The following is an 18588-nucleotide window of genomic DNA, read 5'->3' as shown; positions in this document are numbered from 1 at the left end:
CCCTGGTGTTACAGGACGGGCGTCGGCAGCTCGCGTCCGGCGAAGTGCGCCGTCAGGTTGTCGCGGACGAGCTGACCCATCGCCCGTCGCGTCTCGACGGTCCCGGAGGCGTGGTGCGGCTGGAGCAGGACGTTCGGCAGCGCCAGGAAGCGCGGGTTCAGGCGAGGCTCGCCCTCGAACACGTCGAGGGCCGCGGAACCGAGGGTCCCGTTCTCGAGGGTGTCGAGCAGCGCGTCCTCGTCGATGTTGGAGGCCCGCGAGATGTTGACGAGCATGCCCTCCGGCCCGAGCGCCGCGATGACCTCCCGCCCGACGATGTGGCGGGTCGCCGACGAGGCGGCCAGGGTGACGAACAGGACGTCGGAGCGCCGGGCGAGAGCCACCGGATCGGCGACGTAGGTCCAGGTCCCGGCGTAATCCTTGGGCGCGACGTCGCTGTAGGCGATGTCCATCTCGAAGCCGGCCAGGCGCTTCGCGACCTCGTAGCCGATCCGCCCCAGTCCCAGGATCCCGGCCTTCGCCCCGTGGACGCGCCGCTTCAGGGGATACAGCCCCTTGCCGGCCCAGCTGCCGTCGCGGACCCACGCCTCCGCGCCCACCACGCCGCGGGCCTGGGCCAGCATCATCGCCACGCCGAGATCGGCGACGTCCTTCGTCAGGACGTCGGGCGTGTTGGTGACCCGGATGCCGCGCTCGCGGCAGGCCCCCAGATCCACCGCGTCGAAGCCGACGCCGTAGACCGACACGATCTCCAGCACCGGCAGGGCCTCGATCAGGCGGCGGTCCGCGCCGAGCTCTCCGCGGGTGGCGACGGCGCGAATGCGGGGCGCCACGCGGTCCAGGAGGGCCTGCTTGTCCTCCGCCTCGTAGTAGCGGTGGACCTCGAAGGCCGCGTCCAGGGGCTCCTGATCCCATGGGGGATAGGGGCCGATCTGGAGCACGGCCGCCTTGCTGCTCATCCCTGCTCTCCCTCGTTGCGAACTCAGAGCGTGAACGGCCGGGCGGCGGCCTCGTAGGCCCCGTAGCCCAGCGTCGCGCTCAGCTCCGGCGGCGGCAGGGCGGTGTCGGCGACCGAGCGGCCGGCGGCCAGCGCGGCGAGCCCGCTCCGGATCCCCGCGACGGCCGGGGACAGGAGCCCCGTCGGGAAGGTGCCGATCTTCAGGCCCAGCTCCGCCGCCCGCGCCTGGGTCGGCGTTTCCCGCGGCGCCCCGGGGGACAGCACGGCGAAGTGCGGGCGCCCCTGGCTCGCAGCGACGGCCCGCCGGATCTCGGCCTCGTCGGCCGGCGAGTCGAGGAACAGGATGTCGGCCCCCTCCTCGACGAACATCTCGATGCGGGCGATCGCCTCGTCGATGCCCTGCGTCGGCCGGCAATCGGTGCGTGCCATCACGAGGATCCCGGAATCCTTCGCGGCCTCGACCGCGGCCCGGATCTTCATGCGCGCCTCCTCCCGCGGCAGGCAGGGCTTGCCGGCGGCGGTGAGGGCGCGGGGCGTGACCTTGTCCTCGATCAGCACGGCGGCGGCCCCGGCCCGGCCGTAGGCGCGCACGGTGCGCTGCACGTTCATCGCGTTGCCGTAGCCGTGGTCGCCGTCCGCCAGCACGAGCGTGTCGGGGGCGGCACCCCGCACCATCTCGAGCGAGTTCAGCATCTCGGCAAACGAGATCAGGTCGAGGTCCGGCCCCCCGAGGCGGGCGGCGGCCACGCACGAGCCCGACAGGAACGCGGTGCGGAAGCCCGCCTCCGCCGCGAGCCTGGCGCTCAAGCCGTCCCAGACCGCCGGCATGACGACGAAGTCGGGCTGCGCCAGCAGGGCGCGCAGGCGGTCTGGCGGTGTCATGGCGTGGGCTCCTCGCATCGGCCCGGCCGGGCCAGGCTCTCTCTCCCGCGGTCCGGCGCTCGGCCCACCGCCCGGAACGGGGGTCCGGGGTGTCACGGGGCGAGCCGCTCCCGCAGCGCTCCGAGGGGTCTACGGCCGGGCCGCTCCCGTAGCCAAGACGGGTTTGCTCTGGCTTAATAGCGTTTCCGTATGCCCCCGGTCCCGACGCCGAGCCCGTGAACCTCAAGCGCCTCCAGTACTTCCTGAAAATCGTCGACATCGGCAGCATGACGCAGGCCGCCGACGTGCTGCACGTGGCGCAGCCGGCGCTCAGCCAGCAGCTCGCCACCCTGGAGGCGGAGACCGGCCAGCAGCTCCTGGTGCGCACCACCCGCGGGGTCACGCCGACCGAGGCGGGCAAGGTGCTCTACCGCCACGCCCAGGCGATCATGCGCCAGTGCGACCAGGCCCGGGTCGACATGCGGGCGGCGGGCGAGGGCCTGTCGGGCGCGGTCTCGGTCGGCCTCGCGCCGGGCACCGCCGCCGCGCTCCTCGCGCTGCCGCTCCTGCGCGCGATGCGCGCCCGCCATCCCGGCATCGTGCCCTACCTCAATGAGACCTACGGCACGACGCTCTCCGAGCTCGTCATGAACGGCCGGATGGACATCGCGGTCCTCTACGGCGGGACGACGGAGGTCCATGGCCTGAGCTTCGTGCCGCTCCTGCGCGAGCCGCTCTACCTCGTCGGGCCGGCCGACTTGGCCCCGCTTCCCGACCCCGTCCCGCTGCGCGACGTCGCCGGGCTCGATCTGTACCTGCCGCGCCCCTACAACGTCGTGCGCAAGCTCGTCGACGGCGCCTGCGCGGGGATCGACCTCGCGCCGCGCGTCGTCGCCGAGATCGAATCGGCCGGCACCCTGACGGCGGTCATCGCCGCGGGGCTCGGGGCGACGATCCTGCCCGAGTCGATGGCCCGGGAGGTAACGACCTCGACGCCGTCCTGGCGCGCCCGGATCGTCGAGCCGACGATCGAGGCGCCCCTCGCCCTGTGCCAGTCCGACCACCTGCCGCTCTCCGAGCCGGCCCAGGCCGTCCGGGCGCTGCTCCTCGACCTGGTGCGCGACTGGCCGCAGCACCTGCTGCCCGCCGGGGCCCCGAAGACGCGGCCATAAACGGCCCTTATCGGCGCAGTCCCAATCCGTCTTGGCGCCCGGCGGACCGCCTCACTAGCGTGCCTCGAGAGCGGCCGAACCGGCCGGCAGATGGCATCCGCAATGACCATGGACGAGATCAAGGCGCTGATCGACGCGATGGCCGCGTCCGACCTCGCCGAGATGGAGGTCGCGAAGGACGGCTGGACCCTGCGGCTGGCCCGCGAGGCCCGGAGCGCGGCCGAGGCGACACCGCCGGCCGCGCCCGCGGTCTCCGCACCCGAGAAGCCCGAGCGCCAGAGCCCCGCCCCAATTCCGTCGCCCGCGCCGGCCGCCGCGAGCGAGGTGCGCGCGCCGCTCGCGGGCCTCGCCTACCTCGCGCCCTCCGCCGAGGCGCCGCCCTTCGTCACCGTGGGCCAGGCCGTCGAGGCGGGCGCCCTGCTCTGCACCGTCGAGGCGATGAAGACCTTCCACGAGGTCCGGTCCGCCCGCGCCGGGGTGATCGCGGCGGTCCTCGTCGCCTCCGGCGACGAGGTCGAGGGCGGCCAGCCGCTGTTCCGTTTCGGCTGAGGGACCGATGTTCGACACCGTCCTCATCGCCAATCGCGGCGAGATCGCGCTGCGGATCCAGCGGGCCTGCCGGACGCTCGGCCTGCGCACCGTCGCGGCCTTCTCGGAGGCCGACCGGGAGTCGCCCCATGTGCGGCACGCCGACATCGCCGTGTGCATCGGCCCGGCGCCGGCCGGGCGCAGCTACCTCGACGCCACCGCGCTGCTGCTGGCCGCCCGGGCGACCGGGGCGGGCGCGATCCATCCCGGCTACGGCTTCCTGTCCGAGAATGCCGACTTCGCCGCGCGGGTGGCCGAGGCCGGCCTCGTCTTCATCGGCCCGGACGCGGCCTGCATCCGCACCATGGGCGACAAGGTCGCCGCCAAGGCGGCGATGCGCGAGGCCGGCGTGCCCTGCGTGCCGGGTTCCGAGGGCGCGCTGCCCGACGACCCGGAGGCGGTGCGCCGCATCGCCGCCGAGACCGGCTATCCCGTCCTCCTCAAGGCGGCGGGCGGCGGCGGCGGGCGCGGCATGCGCGTCGTGCGCGAGGAGGGCGCCCTCCTCGACGCCCTCGCCCTGGTGCGCGAGGAGGCCCGGCGCGCCTTCGGCAACCCGGCGATCTACGTCGAGAAGTTCCTGGGCGCCCCGCGCCACGTCGAGATCCAGGTGATCGCCGACGGGCAGGGCAATGCCGTCTGGCTCGGCACCCGCGACTGCTCGCTCCAGCGCCGGCACCAGAAGGTGCTGGAGGAGGCCCCGGCACCCGGCCTCGACCCGGCGGCGGTGGCGGAGGTCGGCGAGCGCTGCGCCGAGGCCTGCCGCCGGCTCGGCTATCGCGGCGCCGGCACCTTCGAGTTCCTGGTCGAGGGCGGCCGCTTCTACTTCATCGAGATGAACACCCGGGTGCAGGTCGAGCACCCCGTCACCGAGATGGTCACCGGCCTCGACATCGTCGCGGAAGGCATCCGCGTCGCCCGCGGCGAGCCCCTGAGCCTGCGCCAGGCCGACGTCGTGAGCCGCGGCCACGCCTTCGAGTGCCGGATCAACGCCGAGGATCCCGTCACCTTCGCGCCCGCACCGGGCCGGATCGCCCGCTTCGACGTGCCCGGCGGCCCGGGCGTGCGGGTGGACAGCCATGCGGGCGCCGGCACGGCGGTGCCGCCGCACTACGACTCCCTCGTCGCCAAGCTGATCGTGCACGGATCGACCCGGGACGAGGCCCTGGCCCGCCTGCGCGTGGCCCTGTCCGAGGTGCGGATCGAGGGCATCGCCACCAACCTGCGCCTCCACGCCCGCATCCTCGCCGACACGGATTTCCGGGCCGGCGGGGTCGACATCCACCACCTCGAGGCGATGCTGGGGCGCGCGGCGGCATGAACGGACTGAACCCGAACCCGCGCCACACCTGGGCCGGCCCTCTGCATGGCGCGGTGTCGGACCGTCCGGCGATCGCCGGGCCGGATGCCGCGGCGAAGCGGCCGCACGACGGGATCAGCCTGCTCGGCACCACCGCCCTCCTGTTCGAGGCGCCGGGCGAGACCGGCCTCGAGGTCCAGCGCCGGATCTGGTCGCTGGCCCGCGAGGCGGAGACCTGGCCGGAGGTGCGCGAGGCGGTGCCGGGGGTGAACAACCTGCTGGTCACCTGGCGCGAGCCGCCCCGTCGCCTCGCGCCCCTCGCCGACCGGCTCGCCGCCGCCTGGGAGGCCGCTCCCCCCCTCGCCCTCGAGGGCCGCACCGTCGAGCTGCCGGTGGTCTACGGCGGCGAGGGCGGGCCGCACATGGCGGACGTCGTCGCCCATACCGGCCTCTCCCCGGAGGAGATCGCCGAGATCCACGCCGCCCCGCTCTATCCCGTCTACGCGCTCGGCAGCCACCCGGGCTACTGCTACCTCGGCGGCATGGACCCGCGGATCGCCACGCCGCGCCGCAAGGTGCCGGTGCTGCGCATCCCCGGCGGCGCCGTGTCGATCGGCGGCTCGCAGACCGGGGTCTCGGCCTCGCCGGGGCCGAGCGGCTGGAACACCATCGGGTCGACCGAAATGAGCTTCTTCGACGCCGCCCGCACGCCGCCGGCCCTGCTCCAGCCCGGCGACAGCCTCCGCTTCCGCATCGCCGGAGTGGTGCGATGATCCGCCTCCTCGCCTGCGGCGCGCTCGCCACCGTGCAGGATCGCGGGCGCCTCGGCGCCCTGCGCTGGGGCGTCGGGGTCGCCGGCGCCATGGACGCCCCGGCCCTGGCCGGCGGCAACCTCCTCGTCGGCAACCCGGACGACGCAGCCGGCATCGAGATCCAGGTGCTTCCGCTCGAAGCGCGGTTCGAATCCGAGGCGGTCTTCGCCGTCACCGGGGCCGACTGCACGGCGGTCCTCGACGGCGTGCCCGTCCTGCCCTGGACCGTGGCGCGGGCCCGGGCCGGCGCGACCCTGCGCCTCGACCGTCCGGCGGCGTTCCGACCTTGGGGCGCGCGGACCTACCTCTGCGTGGCCGGCGGCATCGACGTGCCGGTGGTGCTCGGCTCGCGGGCGACGCAGCTGCGCGGGGCGATCGGCGGCCTCGAGGGCCGGTCGCTCCAGGCGGGCGACGCGCTGCCGCTCGGCCGCCCGGCCGGGGATCCGCCTCCGCCCGGGACCGGGCTGGTGCCGCCCGTCCTCGCCCTGCCGCTCGCCGTCGGCGGCGTGCCGGCCCTGCGGGTGCTGCCCGCCGCCGAGCACGACCGCTACACGACGGATTCGCTCGCGGCGTTCTGGGGCGAGCCCTGGCGGGTGACGCCGCAGAGCGACCGCTACGGCTTCCGGCTCGCCGGATCGACCCTCGTGCCCCTCGCTCCGATGGAGCTGCGCTCGCACGGGATCGTGCCGGGCGTGATCCAGGTGCCGCATGGTGGCCAGCCGATCATCCAGATGTGCGACGCCCAGCCCTCCGGCGGCTACCCGAAGATCGGCACCGTCATCGAGGCCGACCTCTGGCGCCTCGCCCAGGCGCCGATCGGCGCCAGAATCCGCTTCGTCGAGACCGACTGGGACGGGGCGCTCGCCGCCCGCGACGCGATCGACGGCTGGCTCGAAGCGGCCCGGCGCGACCTCTCCTGCCTCCGGCCCCGGAGCGCCGCATGACCTCGCCCCGCACGACCTCGCCGCTCACCCGCATCCCCGACCTCGCCGCCTGGCTCGCCGCCTCCGGCCTCGCCGAGCTCGAGCTCCGGGGCCCGGACGGGCAGGTCCGCCTCGTGCGCGGGGGCCAGGCGGTCGCGGCCCCGGCAGCGCCCGGGCCGCGCCCCAAGCCTGCTCCCGGGCTCGTCCGGTCGCCGGGCGTCGGCCACTTCCTCACCGCCCATCCGCTGCGCGCCGAGCCGCTCGCGGCCCCGGGTGAGCGGGTCGCGGCCGGGCAGCCGGTCGGGCTCCTGCGGGTCGGGAGCCTGCTCCTCGCCGTGACGGCGCCGTGCGCCGGCACCGTCATCCGGGTCGTCGCGCCGGAGGGCGCCCTCGTCGGCTACGGCGACCCGCTCGTGGACATCCGGCCGGAGGCATAGGCATGCGGATCGACCTCAACGCCGATCTCGGCGAGGGCTACGGCCCCTGGCCCATGGGAGACGACGAGGCCCTCCTCGACGTCCTGTCCTCGGCCAACATCGCCTGCGGCTTCCACGCCGGCGACCCGCTCATCATGGAGCGCACGGTCCGCGCCGCTTTGGCGCGCGGCGTCGATATCGGCGCCCATGTCGGCTTCCCGGACCGCCAGGGCTTCGGCCGCCGGGTGATGCAGGTCGAGCGCGACGAGCTCGCCGCGATGGTGGTCTACCAGCTCGGCGCGCTCGCCGGCATCGCCCGGGCGCAGGGCGCGCGGGTGACCCACATGAGCTTCCACGGGGCGCTGGGCAACATGGCGGCGGCGGATGCGGAACTCGCCGCGCCTCTCGTGGCGGCGGTGGCCCGGTTCGACCCGGACCTCACGATCCTCACCTCGCCGAGCCGGGCGATCGAGGACGCCGCGGCGGCTCACGGCCTGCGCATCGCGAAAACCTTCCTGGCCGACCGGGCCTGCGACCGCGACGGGCTGCTGGTGCCGCGCCGGCTGCCGGGCGCGGTGATCCACGACGAGGCGCTGGTGCTGGAGCGGGTGCGCCGGCTGCTCGCCGAGGGCGTCGTCGTCACCCACGAGGGCGAGCGCCTCGCCTTGAGCCCGGACTCGATCCTGGTCCACGGCGACACCCCCGGCGCGGTCGCCCTCGCGCGGGCGGTGCGGGGTGCGGTGGCGGAGGCCGGGGGGAAGGTCGTTCCCCTGTCGCGGCGGAATGCAGCACCCGCATAACCTCGCCTTATCGCGGCACAGGAAATCCGTCTTTGCCCGCCGTCCTCAGCGTCACTTAACCTTCATCAACTCTCACGGACCCGCCTATGCCGTTCTCCGATTACAGAACCGCCCTCGTGACTGGTGCCTCGGGCGGCATCGGCGCCGCCGTGGTCGAGCGCTTCCGCCGCGAGGGGCTCGAGGTCCACGCGGTTGCGCGCAGCCGGGCGCCCCTCGAGGCCCTCGCCGCGCGCACCGGCTGCGTGCCCCACGTGATCGACGTCGCCGACACCGCCGCGCTCGCCACGCTCGCGGCAGACGTCCCGGTCGACGTGCTCGTGAACAACGCCGGCGTCGACACGCCGCGCAAGCTCCTGGACGCCACGCAAGCCGACATCGACCTCCTCGTCGACGTGAACCTGCGGGCGGTGCTGCACCTGTGCCGGCTCGTCGTGCCCGGCATGGCGGCGCGCGACCGCGGCCACGTGGTCAACATCACGTCGATCGCCGGCAACTACAATTTCGGTGGCAACTCGACCTACCACGCCACCAAGGCGGCGGTGGCGATGCTCTGCAACCAGCTGCGCATCGACACCTTCGGGCGCCGGGTGCGGGTGACCGAGATCTGCCCCGGGCGCGTCGCCACCGACATCTTCGCCCATGTCCATGGCGACACGCCGGAGGTCCGCGCCCGCTTCATCGACGGCTTCGAGCTGCCGGAGGCCGCCGACATCGCGGACGCCATCGCCTTCGCGGTCGCCGCGCCCCGGTCGATGAATGTCGGCCACATGGAGATCACCCCGACCCTGCAGGTGATGGGCGGCCTCCAGACCGCCCGCCCCGACGCCTCCGCGACCTGAAGGGCCTGACGCCGTGCACGGGTTCGACCTCCTCGCCGTCCTGTCAAACCCGGATTTCGCCCGGATGCTGTGGCGCGGCGCGATGATGACCCTCGTCGTCGCCGCGGGCTCGTGGTGCCTCGCGATGAGCCTCGCCCTGGTCCTGCTGACCGTCCGCCTGGCGCCCGGCCGGATCGGCGACCGGATCGTCGCGGCCTACGTCTCGTATCACCGCAACGTGCCGACGCTGGTGCAGCTGATGCTGTGGTACTTCGGTATCGCGAGCCTGCTGCCCGACGCCGTGCAGTACTGGCTCAACGACCACGGGGCCGAGGTGATCTACGGCATCGTCGGCCTCGGCCTGTGCCAGGCGGCCTATTTCAGCGAGGACCTGCGCTCGGGCCTGCGCGCCGTGCCGTCCGGCCAGATGGAGGCGGCCCGGGCGCTCGGCCACGGCTTCCTCGGCGCGATGCGCCACGTGCTGATGCCCCAGGCCTTCCGCAACGCCCTGCCCGCCCTCGTCAACCACTCGGTCTCGCTGTTCAAGAACAGCTCGCTCGCCATGGCGATCGGCGTCTCGGAGCTCACCCACGCGGTCAAGGAGGTCGAGAACCTGAGCTTCCGCACCTTCGAGACCTACCTGATCGCGACGATCGCCTACCTCGCGGTCTCGCTCGTCATCATGGGCATCGGCGCCGGCCTGCAGTGGCGCACGCAAGTCGCGGGAGCGCGCTGACCATGATCGGCGACATCCTCGAGATCCTGCGCGACAACTGGCTGCTCCTCCTCGTCGGCCAGTACCCGAACGGACCGCTCGGCGGCTTTGCCGCCACGCTGATCCTCTCCGCCCTCTCGATCGCGCTGGCCTTCCCCTTGAGCGTGCTGATCGCGCTCGCCCGGCTGTCGCGCAACCCCTTCCTGCTGTGGCCCTCGACGGCGCTGGTCTACGTCGCCCGCGGCGTGCCGCTCCTGATGCTGATCCTGTGGGTCTACTTCATGGTGCCGCTCCTGATCGGCGCCACCGTGCCGGGCTTCGTCACCATGCTGGTGACCCTGGTGCTCTACGAGGGCGCCTTCCTGAGCGAGGTGGTGCGCGGGGGCATCGTCGCGCTCGGGCGCGGCCAGATGGAGGCGGCGCGGGCGCTCGGCCAGTCCTACCCCCAGGCGCTCCTCTACGTGATCCTGCCGCAGGCGCTCTACAACGTCATCCCAAGCCTGATCAGCCAGTTCGTCTCGACCATCAAGGAGACGACGCTCGGCTACGTCATCAACGTGCCGGAGTTGACCTTCGCGGCCAACCAGATCAACAATCAGCTCCTGACGAAGCCGTTCCAGGTCTTCTTCCTGCTCGCGATCATCTACTACGCCGTGTGCTGGACGCTGACGTTCCTCGCGGTCCGGATCGAGCAGCGCATCGCCCGCCGTCGCGCCGGCTCCGCCGCCGTGCCCACCCCGCTCTCCGTTCGCCAACTCACGGCCGAGCTATGACCCCTGACGCTGCCATGATCCGCTTCGCGAACGTCACGAAGTATTACGGGGCGTACAAGGCCCTCGACGACGTCACGGCCGAGGTCGGCCGGGGCGAGGTCGTGGTGGTCTGCGGGCCCTCGGGCTCCGGCAAGTCCACCCTTATCCGCACCGTCAACCGGCTCGAGGAGATCGCCTCCGGCACCCTCAGCTTCGACGGAGAGAGCGTGCACGGCCCGCTCAAGGCCGCTTCCCTCAACCGGCTGCGCAGCCGGATCGGCTTCGTCTTCCAGAGCTTCAATCTGTTTCCACACCTCTCCGCCCTCGAGAACGTCACCCTGTCGCCGGTCAAGGTGAACGGCGCGAAGCGCGAGGTCGCTAAGGCGCGCGCCATGGCGCTCCTCGACCGGGTCGGGCTCGCCGCCAAGGCCGGCGCGTATCCGGGCCAGCTCTCGGGCGGCCAGCAGCAGCGGGTCGCCATCGCCCGTGCGCTGGCAATGGAGCCGCCCGCGATGCTGTTCGACGAACCGACCTCGGCCCTCGACCCCGAGATGGTCGGCGAGGTGCTCGCGGTGATGCGCAGCCTCGCGGCGGAGGGCATGACGATGATGTGCGTCACCCACGAGATGGGGTTCGCCCGCGAGGTCGCCGACCGGGTCTGGTTCATGGATGCCGGCCGCATCCTCGAGACCGCGACGCCGGACGCCTTCTTCTCGAACCCCCAGCACCCGCGCGCCCAGAAGTTCCTCTCGGACCTGCGCCACTAGACCATCGCCCGGCGGGGCGGAGACAGCCCCGCCGGGGACACCGCCGCCACGTCGAAACCCCTGAGCCGTGCACGATCGCAGCGCGACCGGACGCGGCCCGACACCCCCCTCGCCCCGTTCTCGCCCGGAGCCCCACGATGTCGTTGAAGACGCTCTCCCTCAGCCTCGCGCTCGGCGCCGCCGCGCTCGCGGCCGCCGTCCCGGCGCGCGCCGACCAGCTCGCCGACATCATGGGCCGGGGCGAGTTGCGCTGCGGCACCTTCGCCGACGTGCCGCCCTTCGCGGCGCCCGACCCGAAGACCCGCGAGATGGTCGGGTTCGACGTCGACCTGTGCCGGACCATCGCCAAGCGGTGGGGCGTGAAGGCGGCGATCACGCCGCTCTCCGTCGAGGCGCGGGTGCCCGAGGTGAAGCTCGGCCGCGTCGACCTCACCATCGCCAACCTCGCCTACACGCTGGGCCGCGCCGAGCAGATCCAGTTCTCGGATCCGTACTACCTCGCCAAGGAGATGCTGGCCGTGAAGGCGAGCGACCCCTCGACCTCGAAGGCCGACTACAAGGGCAAGCGCCTGTCCTCGACCAAGGGCTCGACCTCCGAGCTGGCGATCCGGATGAACGGCTCCGAGCCGCTGACCTTCCAGGACACCGGCTCGGCCTTCATGGCGGTGCAGCAGAACAAGTCGCTCGGCATGGTCGCCAACACCATGACGATCACCAAGCTCGTCAACGAGTCGCAGACCCGGGGCGTCAAGCTCAAGATGATCGCGGAGCCAATGGTCTACCAGCCCATCGGCATCGGCATGAAGAAGGACGCGCCGGCGCTGCTGGCCAAGGTCAACGAGACCCTGCGCGCCATGGATGCGGCGGGCGAGATCGATGCGGCCTGGAACAAGTGGCTCGGACCGGATACCGAGTACAAGCTGACGCGCGCCGAGAAGGTGACGTCCCTCAGCGAGCTGAAGTTCGAGCCGATCCCGTGAGGCCGCGATGAAGAGCATCGTCATCCATCCGCCGCACCGGCTGAGCGTCGAGGATCGGGCGCCCGAGACCCTCGGGCCCGGCCAGGTCGCCGTGGCCGTGAAGGCCGGCGGCATCTGCGGCTCGGACCTGCACTACTACCGCCACGGCGGCTTCGGCACCGTGCGGGTGAAGGAGCCGATGGTGCTGGGCCACGAGGTCGCCGGCCTCGTGACCGCGGTGGCGCCGGGCGTCGAGGGGATCGCCGTCGGGGACCGCGTGGCGGTCAACCCGAGCCGGCCGTGCCGGGCCTGCTCCTACTGCCTCGATGGCCTGCCCAACCACTGCGAATCGATGCGCTTCTACGGCAGCGCGATGCCGTTCCCGCACGTGCAGGGCGCGTTCCGGGAGGAGCTCGTCTGCGACGCGGTGCAGTGCGCCAAGGTGGCGGGCGACGTCTCTTACGAGGAGCTCGCCCTGTGCGAGCCGCTCTCGGTGGTGCTGCACGGCGCCCGGCGGGCCGGCCCGCTGCTGGGCAAGCGCGTGCTGGTGACCGGGTCCGGCCCGATCGGGGCGCTCGCCGTCGCGGTCTCCCGCCACTTCGGCGCCCGGGAGGTGACGGTCACGGACGTGGTGCCCGAGCCCCTCGCCATCGCCCGCGGGCTCGGGGCCGACCGCGCGGTCGACGTCGCCGCCCAGCCGGAGGTCCTGACCGCCTGGGCGGCGGGCAAGGGCACCTTCGACGTCCTGTTCGAGTGCTCCGGCAACGAGCACGCGATCCGCACCGCCCTCGCCGCCCTGCGCCCGCGCGGCGTCGTCGTGCAGCTCGGCCTGGCCGGCGGCGAGATCAGCTTCCCGCTGAATCTCGCGGTGGCCAAGGAGCTGGAGCTGCGCGGGTCGTTCCGCTTCCACGAGGAGTTCGCGCTCGCCGCGGAGCTGATCGGGTCGCGGCGGCTCGACCTGCGGCCGCTCCTGACGCGGACCTACGCGGCGGAGGAGGCCGTGACGGCCTTCGAGGCGGCGGGCGACCGGCGCACCGCGATGAAGATCCACCTCGCCTTCGGCTAGGGCATTTTCCGACGAAGCGGATTCCGGTTCGTCGCAGACGATGCGGCAAGATCGAAAACCTGGATCAGCGTCCGACGGCAAGGCAATCGGGCGTTGCTCCGACACGGGTCGCCCTCGCGACCGGGAGAGAGACGCATGACGATGTTCGACCTGACCGGGCGCACCGCCCTCGTCACCGGTTCGGGCAAGGGGATCGGCTTCGGCCTCGCCCGGGGCCTGGGCCAGGCCGGCGCCCGGGTCGTCCTCAACGGCCGCGACGAGGCGCGGCTCGCGCGAGCCGCCGAGACCCTGCGCGGCGAGGGCCTTTCGGTCGCGGTCGCGCCCTTCGACGCGGCCGACCACGCCGCCGCCGCCGCCGCGGTCGCGCGCGTCGAGGCGGAGATCGGCGCCATCGACATCCTCGTCAACAATGCCGGGATGCAGTTCCGCACGCCGCTCGAGGACTTCCCGGTCGAGCGCTGGTCCGAGCTGATGCGCACCAACATCGACACGGCCTTCTTCGTCGGGCAGGCCGTGGCGCGCCGCATGATCCCGCGCGGGCGCGGCAAGATCATCAACATCGCCTCGGTGCAGAGCGAGCTGGCCCGCCCCGGCATCGCGCCCTACACGGCCACCAAGGGCGCCATCAAGCAGCTCACCAAGGGCATGTGCACCGACTGGGCCAGGCACGGCCTCCAGGTGAACGCCATCGCGCCGGGCTACTTCAAGACCGAGCTGAACCAAGCCCTCGTCGACAACCCCGAATTCTCGGCCTGGCTCGAGAAGCGGACGCCGGCCGGACGCTGGGGCAACGTCGAGGAGCTCGTCGGCGCGGCGGTGTTTCTCGCCTCCGACGCCTCGTCCTTCGTCAACGGCCACATCCTCTACGTCGACGGCGGCATCACCGCCTCCCTCTGACTCCAAACCGGCCGAACCTTCCCCTACGGAGCCTGCCCCGCGCGCCAGGACGGTCACGTCCCGGCCCCCCAACCACCTCAGCGGAGCCGCACGCGGCACGTCCGCCGGGACCACGCGCGCCGCACCGCCCTGCCGCCGCGGCGCAGGGCACCGCATGCCGGAGCACGACGGAGCACGACATGATACGAACCGCAGACCGCCTGAAGAACGTGACGCTGTCGGCGTCGGCCGCGATGACCGACAAGGCGCGCGAGCTGCGCGCGCAGGGCATCGCGATCGTCAGCCTGTCCTCGGGCGAGCCCGACTTCCCGACGCCGCCGCACGCGGTCGAGGCCGCGCACCGGGCGGCCCTGGACGGCGACACCAAGTACCCGCCGCTCGGCGGCACGCCCGCGCTCAAGGCGGCGATCCAGCGCAAGTTCAAGCGCGACAACGCCCTCGACTACGCCCTCGACGAGATCCTCGTCGCGAATGGCGGCAAGCAGATCATCTTCAACGCCATCATGGCGACCTGCAACCCGGGCGACGAGGTCGTCATCCCGGCGCCGGGCTGGATCACCTACGCCGACATCGTCAACCTCGCCGGCGCGCGGCCGGTCCCGGTGCCCTGCCCCGAGAATAACCGGTTCAAGCTCCGGCCGGAGGACCTCGCGGCGGCAATCACGCCGCGCACGCGCTGGGTCATCCTCAACTTCCCGAACAACCCTACGGGTGCTGCCTGCACCGCCGCGGAAATGCGGGCGCTCGCCGAGGTCATCGAGCGGCACCCGGACGTGCTCGTCCTCACGGACGACATCTACGAGCACCTCATCTACGACGACTTCGCCTTCTGCACGATGGCCCAGGTGGCCCCGCAGCTGAAGGACCGGGTGCTCACCGTCAACGGAGCCTCGAAGGCCTACGCCATGACGGGCTGGCGCGTCGGCTATTGCGGCGGCCCGCGCGCGCTGATCGCGCCGATGAGCAACGTCCTGCTCCAGGCCACCGGCGGCATCGCGACGGTCTCGCAGGCCGCCACCGTCGCCGTGCTCGACGGGCCGCAGGACCTGCTGGCCAAGCGCGCCGCCCTCTACCGCGAGCGGCGCGACCTCGTCGTCCGCCTGCTCAACGAGATCCCGGGAATCCGCTGCCACACGCCGGAGGGCGCGTTCTACGTCTTCCCGAACATCGCCGACTGCCTCGGCCGGACCACCGCTGGCGGGCGCCGGATCGACAGCGACACGGATTTCGTGACCGCGCTGCTCGCCGAGGCGCACGTGGCGGCCGTGCCGGGCAGCGCCTACGGCATGAGCCCCTACGTCCGGCTGTCCTACGCCACCGACACGGAGGCCCTGACCGAGGGCTGCCGGCGCATCGGCGCCTTCTGCCGCGCCCTGAGCTGAGGGGACGCGCACCGGGCGGGACGGCCGCAAGCGTGCGGCCGTCCCGCCCGCGCACCTGGGGAACGCCCCGGGTCATGCCTTCGTGGAAGCCCGGCTACTCTTCGCGGAACGAGCCCGACCGGGCGCTTTCCGTGCGCCCGGCGAGATCGCGTGCGCCGGGGCGAGTGGACGACGTCGTGCCGGGCAAGGGCATCGCGGCCCTGGACTGCGATGCCCGCATCCTGCGGATCGGCACGGGACCATGGCCCACACTCATCCAGCTTGACCGTGCGAAGGGCTGATCAGGGTGGCAATCCGCGGCTCCGGCTTCAACCTAGGGGAACATCGCGTCGACGGCGTCCTGCGAGACGGTGGCGTCTCCGGGCAGGACCGGGCCGTTGAGGAGGGCGGCCTCGTCGGTGCGCCGGCCCGGCGCCGGGGCCGTCGGGGAGGCCGAGGCCGTCGAGCCGGACCAGAGACGGAGCATGTCGCCGACGCGGTCCTCGACGAGGACGATGGTGCGGACGACCTTCGCGATCCGCTGCCCCGTCAGGTCCTGGAAGTTGCAGGCCTCGAAGATGGTCTGCATCTGCGCCTGGATGGTCTCGGCGTCGGCCCGGGTCGCGCCGTCCTCCGACCGCCGGACGATGCCGCGGGCGAGGCTGTCGACGGTCTCGGAGGCGGTCAGGATGGTGTTGGTGGCCTGCTCGGTGCCCTGGACGACGGCGTGCAGCTCGTCGCGGGTGCGGCCGGCCTGCTGCTCCTGGCGCAGCTCGGCGATCTCCTGCCGGGTCCGGGTGATGGCCTCGGAGATCGACACCAGATGACGCTGCAGGAGGGCGTTGGCCTCTTCGAGGGAGACGGGGGCTGCCGTGCTGCAGGTCATGAGGTCGATCGCTGTGGCCTGTTGTTTCGCGGCCGAAACTAGCCGGCTGAGCTTAACCGATTCCGAATGTTCGGGCGCCCACGCGACTGGTGTTCGTCTGTGGCCCAACAAGTCCGGCAGTCATGGCCGTGTCCGTTGCCGCGGCGCACGAGGGAAAAGCCTGGACTGAGCGCGAGACGTCGATCCGCCGGGCCGCGGATCGCCCGTGAGCGGTTTCGCGGCGAACGCGGCCGGAGGTCGAGCCGTTCGACGTCGGCGCGTGCGGATCAATCGCCGACGACGTACTCGAACACGAGCTTCGCGTGGGGGCTGTCCCAGCTGTAGGCCACCACCTCGCAGCCGTCGCGCTTCGGCCCGGGGCCGGTCAGGGTGAGCCGCTCGTTGTGGTGCGAGTAGACGCCGCGGACCGGGTAGGACGCCGGCGGGCATCCCTGCTTGAAGGCGTAGGCCGTGCCGAGGACGATGCCGCTCGTCCTGACCCCGCCCTCGAAGATGACGGCTCCCGGCTTCACGATCCCCTTCAGGCCAGGCTTCGGGATCATGTAGGTGATCGTGCCGGACTTCGGATCGACCTTCACGCCGCTGCCGTTATGGGCCCAGGCTTCCGGGGTCGGCTCGAACGGGTCCGCGGGGCCGGCCTTCGGCAAGGGCGGGAACGGGGGAAGCAGGACGTGGCGCTTGCCGTCGCTGACGACCACGTTGCCCTCCACCCGCCAGGAGACGTCGATCCCGCCGCCGGCATGCCCGTTCGCCCAGCACTCGCTCGATTTCAGGCGACCTGCAGACACGACGGGGCGTTTGCAGGACAGGAGCTGGATCCCGACCTCGCCGTCCGCCGAGGAGACGCTGATCACGGAACCGTCCTGGGCGCGGTACTGGCCATCGGCCGCGCCGGCCATGTCTCCCGCCGCGGCGGGAGCGCACATCAGGAACGTGGCGAGGAAGGCGGAAGCGGTGTGTCTCATGGCCGCCAGGATGCCGGCCGCCTGCCAAGCTTCCGTTCCTCGGTTCCGGACAATTGCGCGGACCGGACGCGTCCGTCCCCGGGAGATGCGGGACGCACCGGAAGCGAGCGCGACAGGGGCGGCGCACGCCTTCCGGCGGCCCGTCCCGGTCGCATCCCCGCCCTCGATCACTGCGCGGTCGCGCACCCCTGGACCGGCCCGAACGCCGTCTCGCCGTCGATGCGCTTCAGGATCTTGAACACATCCCACTCCTCCTTGGATTCCGAGGGTGACTTCACCTCCTCGAGCAGCATGTCGTGCAGCATGACGCCGTCCGACCGCACGCGACCGGCTGACACGAACGCGTCCTCGACGGGCAATTCCCGCATCTTCTCGACGATCTTATCCCGATCGTCGGATCCGACGGCCTTCACAGCCTTGAGGTAATGCCTGATCGCCGAATAGACGCCGATCTGCGTCGAGGTCGGCATGCGCCCGAAGCGCTGTGCGAACCGGCGGGACCACGCCTCGCCATCGACCGATTGCTGCCAGTAGAACCCGTTCATGACGACGAGGCCCTTGGCCACGGCGAGGCCCAGCGCCTTGGCATCAGGGATGAGGAAGATGAAGGTCGCGATCCGCTGCCCGCCGTCGACCAGCCCGAACTCGTTGGCCTGCTTGATCGCCGTGGTCGTATCCTGTCCGGCGTTGAGCAGCGCGATCGCCTTCGCGCCGGAGGCCTGGGCCTTGATCAGGTAGGAGGAGAAGTCCTGCGTGGTCTGGGGATGCTTGCTGACGCCGAGCACCTTTCCGCCCCTCGCCTCGACCGCCTTCCTGAGATCGGTGGCCATGGCCTCGCCGAACGCGTAATCGGCCTGGATGAAGTACCAGGTGTCGGCGCCGCTCGCGACCATCGCGTCGCCGACGCCGTGCGCCTGGGTGTAGGTCGAGTAGGTCCACAGGAACCCGTAGGGCGAGCACGCCTCGCGGACGAGCGCCACCGAGGCACCGCCCGACACGATGTTGATGCCGCGCTTCCGGCGCACGATCTCCTGGACGGCGAGGGCGATGCTCGATGTCGGAAGGTCGGCGATGACGTTCACGCCCTCCTGATCGAGCCAGCGATTGGCGATGCTGGCGCCGATGTCGGGCTTGTTCTGGTGATCGGCGGAGATCACCTCGACCTTCTGGCCGAGGACGAGGCCGGCCTCCTCGGCGGCCATCTCGGCCGCCACGACCGAGCCGCGGCCGGTATTGTCGGATTGCAGGCCGCTGATGTCGGTGAGGACACCGATCTTGATCGGCTTCGCCTCGGCCCGTCCGGCGAGGCCGAGCGCCATCAGCGCCGTCAGCAACGCCGCGCGGCCAAATCTTGCGCGAATTTTCACCACGTCCCCTCCCGATTTATCTGATTTACCGAAACATTATTGGCGTTTCGTTGCCCCATGAGCGGAACACTCAGAGGGGATCCCATAGATTTGACGCCCTGCATGTCATCCCGAGGCCGCGCAGCGGAGCCCGGAATCCGGAAACCCAGGAACTTCCGAACTGAGTGGATCGCGCTCCACCCCGTCCTGCACCACCCGCGTTTCCGGA

20 protein-coding genes are annotated in these 18588 nt (G+C 72.1%); 15 read left to right on the top strand and 5 right to left on the bottom strand.

Going from position 1 to position 18588, the window contains the following annotated elements; genetic code table 11:
* Positions 1–8: 8 nt before the first annotated feature.
* Together VQ02_RS15800 and VQ02_RS15795 are read right to left on the bottom strand one after the other, a co-directional pair.
* Entirely contained in the window at positions 9–959 is a 951-nt protein-coding gene (locus VQ02_RS15800; protein ID WP_048445156.1) for a 2-hydroxyacid dehydrogenase, read from the bottom strand.
* Between the two features lie 23 nt (positions 960–982).
* Positions 983–1840, bottom strand: coding sequence for an isocitrate lyase/PEP mutase family protein (locus VQ02_RS15795; protein WP_048445155.1), 858 nt, complete (start codon positions 1838–1840; stop codon positions 983–985).
* A gap of 215 nt (positions 1841–2055) precedes the next feature.
* Between VQ02_RS15795 and nac the strand changes: the two genes are divergently transcribed.
* The 15 genes from nac (at position 2056) to VQ02_RS15720 (ending at position 15183) form a co-directional block, all read left to right on the top strand.
* On the top strand, positions 2056–2991 hold the full coding sequence (gene nac, locus VQ02_RS15790) for a nitrogen assimilation transcriptional regulator NAC (protein ID WP_048445154.1): 936 nt from the start codon (positions 2056–2058) through the stop codon (positions 2989–2991).
* Positions 2992–3081: 90 nt separating this feature from the next.
* Entirely contained in the window at positions 3082–3540 is a 459-nt protein-coding gene (locus VQ02_RS15785; RefSeq protein WP_245239748.1) for an acetyl-CoA carboxylase biotin carboxyl carrier protein, read from the top strand.
* A 7-nt stretch (positions 3541–3547) separates the two neighbouring features.
* Positions 3548–4897 (top strand): acetyl-CoA carboxylase biotin carboxylase subunit, encoded by a 1350-nt coding sequence (gene accC, locus VQ02_RS15780; protein WP_048445152.1) that lies wholly within the window; start codon positions 3548–3550, stop codon positions 4895–4897.
* Positions 4894–5649 (top strand): 5-oxoprolinase subunit PxpB, encoded by a 756-nt coding sequence (gene pxpB, locus VQ02_RS15775; protein WP_083469244.1) that lies wholly within the window; start codon positions 4894–4896, stop codon positions 5647–5649. Before accC ends, pxpB begins: the two co-directional genes overlap by 4 nt.
* Entirely contained in the window at positions 5646–6632 is a 987-nt protein-coding gene (locus VQ02_RS15770; RefSeq protein ID WP_048445151.1) for a 5-oxoprolinase subunit C family protein, read from the top strand. The genes pxpB and VQ02_RS15770 overlap by 4 nt, the downstream gene beginning before the upstream one ends.
* Positions 6629–7048 (top strand): acetyl-CoA carboxylase biotin carboxyl carrier protein, encoded by a 420-nt coding sequence (locus tag VQ02_RS15765; protein WP_048445150.1) that lies wholly within the window; start codon positions 6629–6631, stop codon positions 7046–7048. The genes VQ02_RS15770 and VQ02_RS15765 overlap by 4 nt, the downstream gene beginning before the upstream one ends.
* 2 nt (positions 7049–7050) lie before the next feature.
* Positions 7051–7827: a LamB/YcsF family protein gene (locus tag VQ02_RS15760; RefSeq protein WP_048445149.1), complete on the top strand. Its 777-nt coding sequence runs from the start codon at positions 7051–7053 to the stop codon at positions 7825–7827.
* 86 nt (positions 7828–7913) lie between these two features.
* Positions 7914–8666: an SDR family oxidoreductase gene (locus VQ02_RS15755; protein WP_048445148.1), complete on the top strand. Its 753-nt coding sequence runs from the start codon at positions 7914–7916 to the stop codon at positions 8664–8666.
* 13 nt (positions 8667–8679) lie between these two features.
* On the top strand, positions 8680–9381 hold the full coding sequence (locus VQ02_RS15750) for an amino acid ABC transporter permease (protein WP_048445147.1): 702 nt from the start codon (positions 8680–8682) through the stop codon (positions 9379–9381).
* A 2-nt stretch (positions 9382–9383) separates the two neighbouring features.
* Positions 9384–10133: an amino acid ABC transporter permease gene (locus VQ02_RS15745; protein ID WP_048445146.1), complete on the top strand. Its 750-nt coding sequence runs from the start codon at positions 9384–9386 to the stop codon at positions 10131–10133.
* Positions 10130–10879, top strand: a complete 750-nt coding sequence (locus VQ02_RS15740) for an amino acid ABC transporter ATP-binding protein (protein WP_048445145.1) — start codon at positions 10130–10132, stop codon at positions 10877–10879. The genes VQ02_RS15745 and VQ02_RS15740 overlap by 4 nt, the downstream gene beginning before the upstream one ends.
* Positions 10880–11016: 137 nt before the next feature.
* Positions 11017–11859, top strand: coding sequence for an ABC transporter substrate-binding protein (locus tag VQ02_RS15735; protein ID WP_048445144.1), 843 nt, complete (start codon positions 11017–11019; stop codon positions 11857–11859).
* A gap of 7 nt (positions 11860–11866) precedes the next feature.
* Positions 11867–12904 (top strand): L-idonate 5-dehydrogenase, encoded by a 1038-nt coding sequence (locus VQ02_RS15730; RefSeq protein ID WP_048445143.1) that lies wholly within the window; start codon positions 11867–11869, stop codon positions 12902–12904.
* 135 nt (positions 12905–13039) lie between these two features.
* Entirely contained in the window at positions 13040–13801 is a 762-nt protein-coding gene (locus tag VQ02_RS15725) for an SDR family oxidoreductase (RefSeq protein ID WP_048445142.1), read from the top strand.
* Positions 13802–13980: 179 nt separating this feature from the next.
* Positions 13981–15183, top strand: coding sequence for a pyridoxal phosphate-dependent aminotransferase (locus tag VQ02_RS15720; RefSeq protein WP_048445141.1), 1203 nt, complete (start codon positions 13981–13983; stop codon positions 15181–15183).
* Between the two features lie 313 nt (positions 15184–15496).
* Here VQ02_RS15720 and VQ02_RS15715 read toward each other — a convergent pair whose 3' ends face one another.
* From VQ02_RS15715 to VQ02_RS15705, 3 genes are all read right to left on the bottom strand, one after another.
* A complete protein-coding gene (locus VQ02_RS15715; RefSeq protein WP_048445140.1) occupies positions 15497–16048 on the bottom strand; it encodes a protein phosphatase CheZ in 552 nt (183 codons plus the stop codon).
* 266 nt (positions 16049–16314) lie between these two features.
* Positions 16315–17013 (bottom strand): hypothetical protein, encoded by a 699-nt coding sequence (locus tag VQ02_RS15710; RefSeq protein WP_157080649.1) that lies wholly within the window; start codon positions 17011–17013, stop codon positions 16315–16317.
* A gap of 167 nt (positions 17014–17180) precedes the next feature.
* Complete coding sequence (locus VQ02_RS15705) at positions 17181–18380, bottom strand: ABC transporter substrate-binding protein (RefSeq protein WP_245239747.1); 1200 nt, start codon at positions 18378–18380, stop codon at positions 17181–17183.
* Positions 18381–18588 lie beyond the last annotated feature (208 nt).

The sequence above is a fragment of the Methylobacterium variabile genome, from assembly GCF_001043975.1.
In the GTDB taxonomy this organism is placed as follows: Bacteria; Pseudomonadota; Alphaproteobacteria; order Rhizobiales; family Beijerinckiaceae; genus Methylobacterium; species Methylobacterium variabile.
This window is presented reverse-complemented; position numbering and strand designations above follow the sequence as displayed.